The organism is Herbaspirillum robiniae (assembly GCF_002213415.1).
Taxonomy (GTDB): Bacteria; Pseudomonadota; Gammaproteobacteria; order Burkholderiales; family Burkholderiaceae_D; genus Herbaspirillum; species Herbaspirillum robiniae.
On the sequence record NZ_NJGU01000011.1, the window covers coordinates 117,810 to 131,836 of the forward strand.

12 protein-coding genes are annotated in these 14,027 nt (G+C 58.4%); all 12 read right to left on the reverse strand.

Annotation, left to right across the window (positions count from 1 at the left end; genetic code table 11):
• Positions 1-2 precede the first annotated feature (2 nt).
• Positions 3-674 (reverse strand): PIG-L deacetylase family protein, encoded by a 672-nt coding sequence (locus tag CEJ42_RS19770; protein WP_088752256.1) that lies wholly within the window; start codon positions 672-674, stop codon positions 3-5.
• Positions 667-1,713 (reverse strand): pseudaminic acid synthase, encoded by a 1,047-nt coding sequence (gene pseI, locus CEJ42_RS19775; protein ID WP_207760461.1) that lies wholly within the window; start codon positions 1,711-1,713, stop codon positions 667-669. Before pseI ends, CEJ42_RS19770 begins: the two co-directional genes overlap by 8 nt.
• A gap of 14 nt (positions 1,714-1,727) precedes the next feature.
• Positions 1,728-2,411 (reverse strand): formyl transferase, encoded by a 684-nt coding sequence (locus tag CEJ42_RS19780; RefSeq protein WP_088752258.1) that lies wholly within the window; start codon positions 2,409-2,411, stop codon positions 1,728-1,730.
• A complete protein-coding gene (locus CEJ42_RS25170) occupies positions 2,404-3,612 on the reverse strand; it encodes a formyltransferase family protein (RefSeq protein WP_207760462.1) in 1,209 nt (402 codons plus the stop codon). The genes CEJ42_RS19780 and CEJ42_RS25170 overlap by 8 nt, the downstream gene beginning before the upstream one ends.
• 13 nt (positions 3,613-3,625) lie before the next feature.
• Positions 3,626-4,723, reverse strand: coding sequence for a UDP-2,4-diacetamido-2,4,6-trideoxy-beta-L-altropyranose hydrolase (pseG, locus tag CEJ42_RS19790; RefSeq protein WP_165774474.1), 1,098 nt, complete (start codon positions 4,721-4,723; stop codon positions 3,626-3,628).
• Positions 4,720-5,418, reverse strand: coding sequence for a pseudaminic acid cytidylyltransferase (gene pseF, locus CEJ42_RS19795; RefSeq protein ID WP_088752260.1), 699 nt, complete (start codon positions 5,416-5,418; stop codon positions 4,720-4,722). The genes pseG and pseF overlap by 4 nt, the downstream gene beginning before the upstream one ends.
• On the reverse strand, positions 5,415-6,536 hold the full coding sequence (locus CEJ42_RS19800) for a DegT/DnrJ/EryC1/StrS family aminotransferase (protein WP_088752261.1): 1,122 nt from the start codon (positions 6,534-6,536) through the stop codon (positions 5,415-5,417). Before CEJ42_RS19800 ends, pseF begins: the two co-directional genes overlap by 4 nt.
• The gene (locus CEJ42_RS19805) at positions 6,529-6,897 is read right to left on the reverse strand and encodes a sugar 3,4-ketoisomerase (RefSeq protein WP_088752262.1); all 369 of its coding nucleotides are present in this window, start codon (positions 6,895-6,897) and stop codon (positions 6,529-6,531) included. Before CEJ42_RS19805 ends, CEJ42_RS19800 begins: the two co-directional genes overlap by 8 nt.
• 140 nt (positions 6,898-7,037) lie before the next feature.
• Positions 7,038-8,210: a UDP-4-amino-4,6-dideoxy-N-acetyl-beta-L-altrosamine transaminase gene (gene pseC, locus CEJ42_RS19810; protein WP_088752263.1), complete on the reverse strand. Its 1,173-nt coding sequence runs from the start codon at positions 8,208-8,210 to the stop codon at positions 7,038-7,040.
• A gap of 526 nt (positions 8,211-8,736) precedes the next feature.
• Entirely contained in the window at positions 8,737-9,234 is a 498-nt protein-coding gene (gene rfaH, locus CEJ42_RS19815; RefSeq protein WP_088752264.1) for a transcription/translation regulatory transformer protein RfaH, read from the reverse strand.
• A 185-nt stretch (positions 9,235-9,419) separates the two neighbouring features.
• A complete protein-coding gene (locus CEJ42_RS19820; RefSeq protein ID WP_079216949.1) occupies positions 9,420-10,871 on the reverse strand; it encodes an efflux transporter outer membrane subunit in 1,452 nt (483 codons plus the stop codon).
• Positions 10,864-14,019 (reverse strand): efflux RND transporter permease subunit, encoded by a 3,156-nt coding sequence (locus tag CEJ42_RS19825; RefSeq protein ID WP_079216948.1) that lies wholly within the window; start codon positions 14,017-14,019, stop codon positions 10,864-10,866. The genes CEJ42_RS19820 and CEJ42_RS19825 overlap by 8 nt, the downstream gene beginning before the upstream one ends.
• Between the last annotated feature and the right edge of the window lie 8 nt (positions 14,020-14,027).

Sequence of the window (14,027 nt, forward strand, 5' to 3'; positions counted from 1 at the left end):
AGTTATCTAAGAACTCTCATCGCCATGAAGGCCTCAGCCGCTGCAGAACCGGTACAAAATCCGTGATGCTCCGCAAGGCATCGCATGTGATCAAGACTGCGGGAGTGTGGTGGGGCACGCATTTCCCGCATGTATGCTTCAAGCGCCTGCATCTTGACTTCCATGTGGGCGCTGACATCAACAAAGAAATTGGGTAGGAAGGGGGCTAGGCCCGGGCTGCTCCACTCTGTACTCGACATTACCTCGAAGGTGAGGATTTCTCTCACAGAGCCGCCCGGCATGGGGCGACAGGCCGTCATGACGGCCTGGTGCACTATCCGATGATCGACATTCAAATCACCGTAATGATGGGTATAGATGATTTGGGGCTCGACCTTGCCAATGACCGCCTCTAGCGGTTGGACGACATCCAGCAATGGTAGGCTGTCGAGTCTGTTATCGGGAAGGTTCAGGCATATCACGGTGCTGATGCCGAGTATTCGCCGCGCATTTTCGGTTGCTTGTTGGCGATGCTGCAAATCCGCTGGTTCTGCGCCCTCTCTGGCGGTGACCCCATCGGCCACGAAGACAACATGAACCGTGTCTCCCTCTGCAGCATGTCTGGCCAAGGTGCCGCCGCAACCAAGAGCCTCGTCGTCCGCATGCGCCGCCACCACCAGTATCGTTTTACTCATCGAATTGGTCCCAGCTGGTGGCAGTGCCACGCACTACATCTACCTTCAGACGCTTGCCGATCAAGATATCGAAATATTTTGGTGGGAGACCCATTCCCGGACGTATGCGTCGGATGTCTTCAGCGCTGACAATGGCGCCGGCCGGAAGATCTCGTACGAAATAAACCGAACGACGGAACACTTTGCTTCCATCTTCTGCAGACTGACGCTGGTATCCGACCTTGCCGAGCGCCAGCCATGCGTCCTGCGTCTCTTTGCATAGCCGCTCAAGCTCTGCCGGCTCGATAGAAAATTCACTATCTGGTCCCTTGTCGGAGCGGCTCAGAGTGAAATGCTTTTCGATCACGCAAGCACCCAAGGCGACGGCCGCAACCGAGGCAGTGGTGCCAATCGTGTGGTCGGACAGACCTGGCATACTGCCAAAGCGCTTGGCCAGCTCCAGCATTTGGATAATGTTGGCCTGATTCATCGGCGCCGGATAGCTGCTGATGCAATGCAATAGCACGAGATCCTTGCAACCTGCGCTGCGCGCGGCGTCTACGGCCTCGGCAATCTCCGGCTCCGTCGCCATGCCGGTCGACATGATGATAGGTTTGCCCGTCCTGGCAACATACCGGATCAATGGCAGGTCGGTATTTTCGAAGGATGCGATCTTGTAGATTGGCGCATCCAGTCTTTCTAGAAGATCGACCGCGCTCTCGTCGAATGGTGTCGAGAAGACGGTGATGCCAATTTTTCTTGCGTGAGAAAACATGGCCTCATGCCACTCGAACGGTGTCTGCGCCCATTTGTAAAGGTCGTACAGCTTAAACCCATCCCATAGCCCGCCTTGAACCATGAAGTCCTGCCGATCGGAGTCGATCGTCATGGTGTCTGCAGTATACGTTTGCAGTTTGATGGCACTGGCACCGCAGCGCTTCGCGGCGTCGATTGTCTGAAGCGCACGTTCCAGTGAGCCATTGTGGTTGGCGGACAGCTCGGCAATGATATATGGAGGATGGTCCGTCCCGATTTTCCTACCATTGATTTCAAAACTCATGATTCGACTCTCTGTTAAACAGATTTTTTGCGGATAACGACCTTGGCGACAATTTCGTCCTCAAAAAGCTGTGCGTTTGAAAGCTCCAACTGAAAATCCCCGTGCTGGATAAACGCAAGAGGGTAAGTCGGGGCATCCAGCATACGTATGTGGTCGTAAAGCGCTTCGAGATATCCCATCGACGGGAGCATGCTCTGCTCGGGTTTGCGGCGCTTGAAAATCACGGCGTCGCCTTCTTGCGGAACAGCCTCGGGCTCAGTCCGCGTGATCCATCGAATGATATCGAAGCTGAGCTGACCAGCCCTTATGTAGATTTCCTCTGCTCGGCCATCCAGCGGGAGTTCCCGTTTGACGTAGACCGGACCTGCGTCCATCTCGTGAACCATCTGCAGTGCTGAAAGCTTGGTATTTTTGTGGCCGGCTACAATCAGGTTTTGCAACGGACTGCCGCCACGACCATAGGGGACATCCGTCATGTGAAAACAAACGCACTCGAAACGCGACCATATTTCAACTGGAACGTGCCAGTTCCAATGCAGAAAGAATATATAGCGCAAACCGGATGTTTGATTGACGCTCTGCAAAAGCTCGTCAGGAGATTCTACCCAATGCCATCGGCCTTTTTCCTGTTTGCTCAGCTCGTTGAATCCTGTTTTGTGCCAGGCTTTGCAGCTCGCAACGATATAGTTGTCAGCCATCGTTTTTCATCTCGTCTTTAGGATTGATGCCGATTTCATAGAGTCTTCCTCGCATCTCGAAAAAGGCAGGGTAATCCTTGTTGTCTACGACTCTCAGCAGATCGAATTGCTCGGCCAGAGTTTTGCGGGGGTCCAGCTTGCTGTCGCCGGGGCGGCGGCGAGGATAGAGGCTTCCCTCGCCAGTTTGTTGGCGTGCCTCGTTGATGATGCTTGGATAGGCCTTCAACCATTGCAGACACAAACGCTGCGTGGCATGGGCTTGGAGCATTCTCCATTCCGGATTGAGTTCCGTGCCGTCGAGATCAATCCACTCCTGTAGATAGATGGGGCCGGCATCGACATTGTCGACAGCTTCGATCAGCGTTACGGGGATACGTTTTTTTCCTTCGAGGATTTGCCATGTCATCGGTGCCCAGCCACGACCATTGGGGAGGTCGCTCTCATGAACTACCAACGTGTGCTTGAAGTGCTTGCGCGCATCGGCTGAAATGATCTTGCTGAAACTTAGGCAAAAACAGAAATCAGCGGGACGGACTTGCTCCACCGCGTGTGCGATGTGCACGGTATGGCCTGCCGATTCCCATTCTTGCGCCAGTTCGGCAACGTAGGGCGCGATCCACGAACCTGCATCCGTCAACACTTGGATCGAATGCTGTGTTTTCTGGATGCGCCTGTTTTTTTCATTCGCGTAGCGAGAACTCAAGCCACGCTGGACGGTGCGCCATTCGCTGAGCAACATCCCCATTCTGAGTACATCCCGGTGGGTGTCCCCATCGAGATAAGCCGCCCGGGACTTGCCTTCAATGGAAAAGCCACATTTTTTTTTGTAGAAATCTAGTGCAAACCGATCATCTTCTACTGGATCCCAAGAGATTCTGTGCACGCCGGCAGCGCAAAATGCCAAGTCTAGGCCTTCGAGCATCATGCAAATCAATGTACTGCGCGAGGCATCTACGGCTGCCACCCAGCCTATTTGTAGTTCATGGCTATTAGCGTTGGGGCGGCGGCAAATGAGCGTGCCTTGGATTTCTCCCGCCTCGTCTTGATAAGCATGGATGAGAACATTTTCATCTTGTAGTTCTTGTCCAAGCCAAGAGTTTACTTCACGGCCGTCAATCAATTGCCGAGGAAACGCGACACTGCCGTTGCATCGTGCAAGTACGCGCGATAGGGACGTTGAATCTAACGAATGATAGGCCATGCTCTTTCTTTTTCTAGTCCAGCAAAATGTCGCATACACGTTGAGTCCCTGAACCCGGGACCAAGTCCTGGCCCATTTGACTCATCTGCTGTAATTGTTGAGGCTGCTGGATGCATTGAATAATCGAATCCGCAATTATTGTCGCGCTGATCTGGTTGCATTCTCCCAGAAAGTGGATGTACCCAGCCGCATGCATGGCATGGTTTGTCACTATCTGGTTGTCGGCGATGCTGATGACAATGGCCGGGAGGCCAAGGCACATCCGCTCCCAACTGGTGGAGCCGCCTGCACTGAGCATCAGATCGGCGTGCATCATCAGTGGCGCCAAGGAGGGGAGACCGCTATGTACATGAGTTAAGGGACGTGCAGCAGCTTGATGAGTTACGCTCTGCGGATCCGGATGGTTGACTCCGATCACGATATCCACATGCAGGTGGGCCAAGTCCGGATGCGCAAGTGCATCGAGTACTTTTCCAGTTTCATTTGTCGGATCGCTTCCACCCATAAAGACCAATATGCGCTCGGCCTTGCCATTGCGCGGCGGCATTTGGGCGCGCAGCATTGAATACTCCGGCTTGAGCAACGCGTATTCCGGACCCAGCATCGTTATGCAGTGATCAGGTATCATTCCGCGGTAGCGGCCGAGCGTATCGTCGCCGAACCAGTTTTGATCAAGCAGAAAGTCGCATTCGTGTCGGCGGTCAGCCAGATCGTCGATGACCATGAGTTTACGAACATGAGGGCGAAGCTGCTCTTCCCAGCGTTTGTCGATAGCATAATGATCAACGATTAGCAGATCAGGTTTGGAATCCTGAATGGCGCTTCGCGTCTCGTCGGCATCCTGCTTCCAATCGCTACCCAGCCAATCGGCGTGTGCTAAACGGAAGTCGCATGTTTCAGCTGCCAGGGGAGAGAACGCCGGGATGGTTGGCAATTCCGTGACTCCGTAGCCTTGCTGGCGTATGGCAGCAACCATGTTGCCTGCATGCATACGGCAAACGAAATGCGGCGTTAGTCCTCTGGCTCGCAATTTGTCAGCGAGAGAAAGACTGCGCACTATATGTCCGGTTCCGATTTGCAGGGAGGCATCCGCGCGGAATACTACGTTCATGTCAATTTTGCCCCATGCTGCATGGCCTTGAACATCCATTCGGCGCGTCGCCAATCCTCGGGTGTATCAATATCCTGTACAAGTTCGCGCGGCAATCGTATCGGCATTGAAGAAGGGGTGAAGAAGGCCGAATCCTCCAACCAAGCATTCCGCTTGCCCCAGTAGAATTGGCCTGCATCGTGCCACGCCTCCTCCAAATCCTGTGAGCGGGTATTGAAATGTTCTGGATAAAACATTTCAACGCGTTCGTTGTTCTGAATACGAATGGCTCGCTGAATTGGGAACGGATAACTGGTTACCGAGAACGCATAGTTACAGTCGTTGGCCAACAGCAAATTCAGGCCGCGGCGCAAATCATCGGGCCGCACAAATGGTGCTGTCGCGTAGATGCAGCAAATCTGTAACGGTAGCCTGTCTTGCGGGAACCATTCGATTGCATGACGAATCACGGGAATCGTTCCAGTGTGATCGTCTGCCAGGTTCGCCGGCCGCATGAATGGCACGCTTGCGCCCCACTGCCTCGCGACGTCGGCAATTTCTGTGTCATCGGTGGAGACGATGACGTCATCAAAGCAGCCACTTCGTAGAGCAGCCTCAATCGACCACGCGATCATGGGCTTGCCGCAGAAAGGCTTAATATTTTTACGCGGTATGCGCTTGCTACCGCCGCGTGCAGGGATGACAGCAAGCTTCACGATGCGCCGCTCCCGTGATCGAATTCCTTGATCGTTGCAGCGACTCGGGTGACATCTTCGATCGTGTGCCCGAAGGATACAGGAAGGCTGAGCTCGGTGGCATGCAGTTCTTCTGCGATGGGGTAGTAGCGGCCCGACAGGAGTCCTCGCATTGCCTCCTGTTGATGTGGCGGAATGGGATAGTGTATTTCTGTCTTGACGCCGCGCGCCAACAAGTATTGGCGCAATGCATCGCGCTGCGGATGACGAATGCCATAGATGTGAAATACATCGTATTCATCCGGCCGGCGCACCGGCATCTCTACGGAGTCCGGCAAATGAGAAAAATAGACCTCGGCCAGCGTCCGCTTATGCTCCGTCATGTTGTCCAAATGGCGCAACTTGACGCGCAACAATGCGGCTTGCATCTCATCGAGCCGGGAATTCTGCCCGATATAGCGGTTCACGTACTTTTGCTTGGAGCCGTAGTTGCGCGTGTGGCGCAGCCGATCCGCCAGAGCATCGTCGTTGGTGACAATGGCGCCCGCGTCGCCTATGGCGCCCAGGTTCTTCGTCGGATAAAAGCTGAAACAGCCTGCATCGCCGAAGGTGCCGGTCATTTGATTGCCCAGGCGTGCACCGTGAGACTGAGCACAGTCTTCAACTACTTTCAGGCCGTGTGCGTCGGCAAAGGCGCCGATGGCATCCATCCGGCAGGTCTTGCCGAACAGATGGGTGACGCAAATGGCGCGCGTATTGCTGGTCATGGCGTGTGGCAAGCGCGCCGGATCCATGTTGAACGTTGCCAGTTCGGGCTCCACCAGCACTGGGTTGTGTCCGGCGCGAACGATAGCGAGGATGGTGGCAATGTATGTATTGGAGGCCACCAGAATGTCGCTGCCCTTGGGAAGATCAAGGGCCTCGATGGATAGAATCAGCGCGTCCAGCCCGTTCGCTACACCGATGCAGTGCCGCGCGCCTACGTAGTGGGCGAATTCGGTTTCGAAAGCGTTGACCTCTTGGCCAAGTACGTACCAGCCACTGCGGATGACGCGCGTTGCCGCTGCCTCCAGGTCAGCCATGAAGGCATCGTTGGAGCGTGCCAGGCTTTCGTATTCGATGGTCAGAGATTCATTCATAGGGCGTATCAATATATTCGCTCCGGTCATATGGATGCGACGACATTACAAGCAAGACAGCGCCCGTATCAAATGTCATTGTGTGCCAATCCTTGGGCTCGACCAACAGGCACTTGCTTGGATGATCCAGGTCCACGGTATCGGTCGTCACACCATCATTCATGTATATGGAGACTTTCCCGCTGACGGCTATCAGCGCCTGGCGGGTATGGATGTGACGGTGTCCGCCACGGGTTTCTCCATTGGCGCCATAGATCCAGTACGTACGAACCACCTCAAATGGCAACGAGTCTTGCAGCACAGTCAGAGAGCCGCGTGAATCCGTGAATGTGGGGAGATTGAGAACGGTGAAATATGTCATGCGCTGCCTCTGGCCGGATAACGTGAACCATGGTAATGGAGTTTGGCGGCCAGCAATTCCTTGGCCGGGTATGCGCTACGTCCATCAAGCCATTTGCCGATGCGCTTGTCGGCGGGGCGCGTGGAGCATTGCCTCTTCATTCAAAAGATCGTCTGATAGCCGGAAGGAGCGAGCAGACGGGCAACAACTTCACCCTGCTGCTCCGCAGTGAGTCCCGGATAGATGGGAATGGTGATGGCCTCACCGTAATATCGCTCCGCCTCGGGGAAGTCCGTCGCCTGGAAGCCCATGCGTTCGTAGTAAGGCTGGCGATAAAGCGGGATGTAGTGCACGTTGACGCCAATGCCGTCGGCCCGCATGCGTTCGAATACTTCCCGGTGGCTGGCCTTCATGGTGTCAGCGGGCAACCTGACGATGTAGAGATGTAGCGCCGAGTGGGCGTCCGGGTGCTGCCAGGGGCGGACAATTGGTGTGTCTTTCAGCAACTCTTCATAGTGCTGCGCAATGGCATGGCGTTTCGTGACAAACTCGTCGAGCCGCCGCATTTGACTCACGCCCAGCGCAGCTTGGATGTCCGTCATACGATAATTGAAGCCGAGGTCGATTTGCTGGTAATACCAGGGGCCGTCGGGGGGGCAAGTCATTTCCGACGGATAGCGGGTGATGCCGTGACTACGGAAGCGAGCCATGCGCTTGAGCAGCGCCGGGTCATTGGTCATGGCCATGCCGCCTTCACCTGTGGTGATGATCTTCACCGGGTGGAAGCTGAATACGGTGATATCGCTGTAGCGGCAGTTGCCGATTTTTTCGCCTTTGTAGCTGCCACCGATGGCATGCGATGCATCCTCAATGATGCGGAAGCCATACTCGATGGACAGCGCATGAATGCGTTCCATGTCACAGGATTGGCCGGACAGGTGAACCGGTATGACTACCTTGGGCAACCTGCCATTACGCTTTGCATGCTCCAGTTTTTCCGCTAAACGGGTTGCGCTCATATTGTAGGTGTCCGGGTCGATATCGACAAAATCGACTTCGGCGCCACAATAGAGCGCACAGTTTGCGCTGGCCACGAAAGTGATCGGCGAGGTCCAAACCAGATCGCCCGGGCCGACTTCCAGGGCCAAGCAAGCAATGTGCAGGGCGCCGGTCGCGCTGTTGACTGCTGCCGCATGTTTGGCCCCGCAGTAGTTCGCGACGACTTTTTCGAACTCCGGCACAACCGGGCCTTGCGTGAGGAAGTCCGAACGCAGCACTTCCACTACTGCGTCGATGTCTTCTTGGGAAATATTCTGGCGTCCGTATGGAATCATGGCTTTTGACCGTCTAATGTAAAACAAAAGGGCGCGATGAGTTCATTGTCGCAGGTGACAACAGCCCTCTCTGTGATTTTTCGTTTTGCTACAACCAATCGTGCGGCTCGCGATATCCGGAGCAAACAACGCAACGCTCCGCGTAGGATTCCCGGTGAAGGCCGGCCAATTCCGAAGCGGCGAGATCAGGATCAAAGATGATCTGAAAAGGATTTTACAAGGCTACCGCTGTGCTGTTACACGATCAGCAAGCGCGGTTTGCAGGTTATATAGAAGGTCTGGCGGGGGAACGTGCCAGAAGTACATTTCTCGCAAGTTCGTCAGACCGAGGCAATTGTGCCACATCGCAACGACTTGAGAAAGGCTTATGAAAAGATGGACTGAGCCGCTGTAGGGGCAACGGGGATCATGCAGCGCTATCTTCTTGGTTCTTATTCTTTAGATTGAGCTGCCGGCCGGCGGGGCGCATCTCCGCGCAACGATCGCTCGATGTTGGGCTGAAGGGGGCGGCGGTCGGTGATCTTGATCAACTGAGTTTGCGCACGCTCGTCAGTCGCACAGGAATGACAACCGGCTTGCTGAGCAATTCGATCAGGACGATGACGCGGCGATCGCCGTCGGCCATCTGATAGATGCCCTCAAGACCGGCAAACGGTCCATCACGGAGTTGTATTTTTTCGCCATGACTGAACAGTTGTTGCGCTTCGTGCTGTACAAGCGACTGCTGCTGTTGCAGTAGTTCAATCAGGTAACTATCGACTTTTGCGGGTTCTGTACCAAAGCTGACCAACCGGCTTACACCCTTGGTCGAACGGATTGGCGTCCAGCTCTTGGTGGAACTGTCACGCCCCAGCCGGATGAACAGATAGCGCGGGAATAACGGTTCGTCGCTGACAGTGACCGTGCCTTGGCGGAGCTTTTCGACAGGCAGTACGGGGAGATAGCACTGGAAGCCCTGTCTTTCCAGGTTCTCCTGTGCGCACTTTTCCTGCCGGGGTTTGGTATGGACGAGATACCAGTGCATCGCGACTCCCAAATGTTATTTTAATCCCGGGCTCATTCTACCTTCCGGTATTGGGGGCGAGCAAATGAATCGCATCATACCGTTGTTCAATTTCTTTTGGGAAACTGACGGATATTGTTCATGAGACCACAAAGTCAAACGGCCGCCCCGAGGCAGCCGTTTGGACTTTTGCAGTGCAAAGCGCTTTACTGCTTCGCCGCCAGACTCACCGAATTCTCGTTAAGCCCACCCCCCAACGCCTTGTACAGATCGATAGCGTTGTTGAGTCGCAGCTGGCGCGCCTGGATCAGCGACTGCTGCGCCGAGAACAGGTCGCGCTGCGCGTCGAGCTGGTCGAGCGAGGAGGCGATGCCGTTCTTGAAACGCAGGTCGGTCAGTTTCAGGCGTTCCTGCTGGGCCGAGAGGAAGGCTTCCTGGGCCTTGACCTGGTCGTCCAGGCTGCCGCGGGCGACCAGGGCGTCGGCCACTTCGCGGAAGGCGGTCTGGATGGTCTTTTCATACGTGACCACCGCCTTGTTCTTGCGCACTTCGGCCAGGTCCAGGTTGGCGCTGTTGCGGCCGAAGTCGAAGATCGGCAGCGACAGCGAGGGGCCGAAGCTCCAGGCGCCGGAGCCGGACTCGAACAGGCCACCCAGCGTGCTGCTGGCGCTGCCGAAGCTGCCGGTCAGCGAGATCTTCGGGAAGAAGGCCGCGCGCGCCGCGCCGATGTTGGCGTTGGCCGAGAGCAGGCTCTGTTCGGCTGAGCGGATGTCCGGACGGTTGGTCAGCAGGTCCGAAGGCAGGCCGGCCGGGATGTCGGTGACGATCTTTTCATCCGACAGCAGCTGCGCCGGCGGCAGGTCGCCGACCTTCTTGCCCACCAGCAGCGTGAGCGCGTTTTCGGCCTGGGCGCGCTGGCGTTCCAGCGTGGCCTTGGACACGCGCGCCGATTCCACCAGGGTTTGCGTCAGTCGGAAGTCCAGCGCCGAGGAGGCGCCCACGTCCAGGCGCTTCTGCGCCAGCTGCAGGTTGTCTTCGCGCGATTTCAGGGTCTGGTCCGCCAGGAGCAGCTGTTCGGCGTAGGAACGCTCGGTCAGGTAAGCCTGCGCCACCTGCGCGACCAGGCTGATCTGGGCCGACTTCTGCGCTTCCTCGGTGGAGAGGTAGCTGGCCAGCGCTGCGTCCTTCAGGCTGCGCACGCGACCGAAGAAGTCCAGCTCGTAGGCCGGCACTGCCAGGCCCACCTGGTAGCTGTTGCTGATGTAGGGCTGGCCGGTCAGCGACTGGCTGGCCGCGGTGCGGGTACGCGCAGCGTTGCCGCTCACGTTCAGGTTGGGCAGCAGGTCGGCGCGGGTGATCTGGTACTGCGCGCGCGCTTCCTCGATGTTCAGGGCGGCGGTGCGCAGGTCGCGGTTGTTTTCCAGGGCGGCCGCGATCAGCGCCTGCAGGCGCTGGTCGGGGAAGAACTGGCGCCAGCCCAGGTTGACCGCTTCCAGCTCCTTGCTGCCGGCGGCGTTGGCCGGGTAGGCCGTTTCCACCGGCGCTTGCGGGCGCTCATAGGTGGGGGCCAGCGTGCAGCCCCCCAGTACGCCGGCGACGGCCAGCGCTGCGCAGAGTTGCAGCAAGCGCGGCGAGCGTGGCATCGACAGATTAGCCATTGTTATTCTCCACATTAATCTTGGGCGAGTGGTCCGCATCGAACTTGCGTTGGCGTTCGCTGCCCTTGAAGATCTTGCGCACGACCACGAAGAAGATCGGCACCAGGAACACTGCCAGCACGGTTGCGGTGATCATGCCGCCCATCACGCCGGTACCGATGGCGCGTTGGCTGGCCGAACCGGCGCCGGAGGCGATGGCCAGCGGCAGCACGCCGAGGATGAAGGCCAGCGAGGTCATGATGATCGGACGGAAGCGCAGGTGCACCGCTTCCAGCGTCGCTTCGATCAGGCCCATGCCCTGCGCCTGCAGGTCCTTGGCGAACTCGATGATCAGGATCGCGTTCTTGGCCGACAGGCCCACCACCGCGATCATGCCCACCTTGAAGTACACGTCGTTGGGCATGGCGCGCAGCGTCACGCCCAAGAGCGCGCCGAGGATACCCAGCGGCACCACCAGCATCACCGCCAGCGGGATCGAGGTGCTTTCATACAGCGCTGCCAGCACCAGGAACACGGCGATCAGCGACAGCGCGTACAGGGCCGGGGCCTGGTTGCCGGAGGTCTTTTCTTCCAGCGACTGGCCGGTCCACTCGAAGCCGAAGCCCGCGGGCAGCTTGGCGACGAAGGATTCCATCTCCGCCATCGCCTCGCCGGTGCTGCGACCCGGGGCCGCGCCGCCGGCGATCTTCATCGCCGGGTAGCCGTTGTAGCGGATCAGCTGCACGGGGCCGTTGATCCACTTGGCCGACACGAAGGCCGAGAACGGCACCATGGTGCCCGAGGAGTTCTTGGCGTACAGGTTGACCAGGTCTTCCGGCTGCAGGCGACGGTTGGCGTCGGCCTGGACGATCACGCGCTGCTGGCGGCCCTGGTTGGGGAAGTCGTTCACATACGACGAACCCAGAGCGGTCGACAGCACGCTGTTGATGGTCGAGAACGGCACGCCCAGCGCGTTGGCCTTGTCGCGGTCGATGTCCAGTTGCAGCTGCGGCGCATCTTCCAGGCCTTCCGGACGCACGCCCGCCAGCACCTTGCTTTGCGAGGCCATGCCCAGGATCTGGTTGCGCGCCTGCACCAGTGCGGCGTGTCCCACGCCTGCGCGATCCTGCAGACGGAAGGTGAAGCCGGTGGCGTTGCCCAGTTCAGGGATAGGCGGCGGGTTCAGCGGGAACACGATCGCGTCCTTGATCTGCGAGAAGGCGCCGAAGGCCTTGCCGGCGATGGCGTCGGCCGACTGCGACTTGTCGCGCTCAGCCCAGTCCTTCAGCGGGGTGAACACCAGCGCCGCGTTCTGGCCGTTGCCGGAGAACGAGAAGCCCAGCACCGCAATCGCGTGCTCGACCGCCGGATCCTTCAGGTAATACTCTTCGACCTTCTTCACGACCTCCGTGGTGCGCGCCGTGCTTGCGCCCGGCGGCAGCTGGATGTTGGTGATGATGTAGCCCTGGTCTTCGTTGGGCAGGAAGGACGCCGGCAGGCGGGCATACAGCAGGCCCACGCAAGCCACGATCACCACGTACACGATCATGTAGCGGCCGGCCTTGGTCAGCATCTTGGCGATGAAGCCCTGGTAGCCGGCGGCGGTGGTGTTGAACTTGCGGTTGAACCAGCCGAAGAAACCCTTCTTCTCGTGGTGGTGACCCTTCTCGACCGGCTTGAGGATGGTCGCGCACAGCGCCGGCGTCAGCGTGAACGCCATGAGCACCGAGAACACCATGGAGGCCACCATCGACAGCGAGAACTGGCGATAGATCGCGCCCACGGCGCCGCCGAAGAAGGCCATCGGGATGAACACCGCGATCAGCACCAGCGTGATGCCGATCAGCGCGCCCGAGATCTGGCCCATGGCCTTGCGGGTGGCGTCGGCCGGCGACAGGCCTTCCTCGCTCATGATGCGTTCGACGTTTTCCACCACCACGATCGCATCGTCCACCAGGATACCGATGGCCAGCACCATGCCGAACATGGTCAGCACGTTGATCGAGAAGCCGAACACCAGCAGCGTGGCGAAGGTACCCAGCAGGGCCACCGGCACCACCACCGTCGGGATGATGGTGTAGCGGATGTTCTGCAGGAACAGGAACATCACCAGGAACACCAGCACGATGGCTTCGATCAGGGTCTTGACCACTTCCTCGATCGAGATCTTGACGAACTTGGAGGTGTCGTAAGGGATGGTGTACTTCACGCCGGCCGGGAAGTACTTGGCCAGTTCTTCCATCTTCTTGTGCACGGCGGTGGCGGTGCCCAGCGCGTTGGCGGTGGGCGAGAGCTGCACACCGATGAACGACGACGGCTTGCCGTCCAGGCGACCCGAGGTGTCGTAGGTCTGGCCGCCGACTTCGATGCGGGCCACGTCGCGCATGCGCACGGCGGCGCCGTTCGCGTTGGCGCGCAGGATGATGTCGCCGAACTGCTCGGGCGTGGTCAGCTGGCCGTTCACCACCACGGTGGCGGCGATCTGCTGCGTGCCGGGGCTGGGCAGGGCGCCCAGCGTGCCGCCGGCCACCAGCGCGTTCTGCGCGGTGATCGCTGCGGTCACGTCGGCCGGCGTCAGGTTCAGGCCGATCAGCTTGTTCGGGTCGATCCAGATGCGCATGGCGCGTTCGGTACCGAACAGCTGCGCCTGGCCCACGCCGGGCACGCGCTTGATTTCGTTGAGGACGTTGCGCGACAGGTAGTCGCCCAGCGCCACCGGATCAAGCTTGCCGTCGGTGGACGAGAGGCCGATGAACAGCAGGAAGTTGGAGCGCGACTTGGTCACCTGCACGCCCTGTTGCGTCACGGCCGCCGGCAGGCGGGCCTCCACGCGCTTGAGGCGGTTCTGCACGTCCACCGCGGCCAGGTCGGCGTTGGTGTCGGGCGAGAAGGTGATGGTGATCTGCACCTGGCCGTTGGCCTGGCTTTGCGACTCCATGTACTGCAGGCCGTCGGCGCCGTTCATTTCCTGTTCGATCAGGCTGGTCACCGAATCGTCCAGGGTCTGCGCGGTCGCGCCCGGATAGGTCGCCGTGACCACGATGGTCGGCGGCGCGATACTGGGGTACTGGGCCACCGGCAAGCCGGTGATCGCCAATGCCCCGGCCAACATGATGAAGATGGCCAACACCCACGCGAATACGGGGCGATCAATAAAAAACTTTCCCATCTTGCAGC

Coding starts and splice junctions, on each gene's coding strand:
- CEJ42_RS19770 (WP_088752256.1), bottom strand. CDS start 674: ATGAGTAAAACGATACTGGTGGTGGCGGCGCATGCGGACGACGAGGCT.
- pseI (WP_207760461.1), bottom strand. CDS start 1,713: ATGAGTTTTGAAATCAATGGTAGGAAAATCGGGACGGACCATCCTCCA.
- CEJ42_RS19780 (WP_088752258.1), bottom strand. CDS start 2,411: ATGGCTGACAACTATATCGTTGCGAGCTGCAAAGCCTGGCACAAAACA.
- CEJ42_RS25170 (WP_207760462.1), bottom strand. CDS start 3,612: ATGGCCTATCATTCGTTAGATTCAACGTCCCTATCGCGCGTACTTGCA.
- pseG (WP_165774474.1), bottom strand. CDS start 4,723: ATGAACGTAGTATTCCGCGCGGATGCCTCCCTGCAAATCGGAACCGGA.
- CEJ42_RS19800 (WP_088752261.1), bottom strand. CDS start 6,536: ATGAATGAATCTCTGACCATCGAATACGAAAGCCTGGCACGCTCCAAC.
- CEJ42_RS19805 (WP_088752262.1), bottom strand. CDS start 6,897: ATGACATATTTCACCGTTCTCAATCTCCCCACATTCACGGATTCACGC.
- pseC (WP_088752263.1), bottom strand. CDS start 8,210: ATGATTCCATACGGACGCCAGAATATTTCCCAAGAAGACATCGACGCA.
- rfaH (WP_088752264.1), bottom strand. CDS start 9,234: ATGCACTGGTATCTCGTCCATACCAAACCCCGGCAGGAAAAGTGCGCA.
- CEJ42_RS19820 (WP_079216949.1), bottom strand. CDS start 10,871: ATGGCTAATCTGTCGATGCCACGCTCGCCGCGCTTGCTGCAACTCTGC.
- CEJ42_RS19825 (WP_079216948.1), bottom strand. CDS start 14,019: ATGGGAAAGTTTTTTATTGATCGCCCCGTATTCGCGTGGGTGTTGGCC.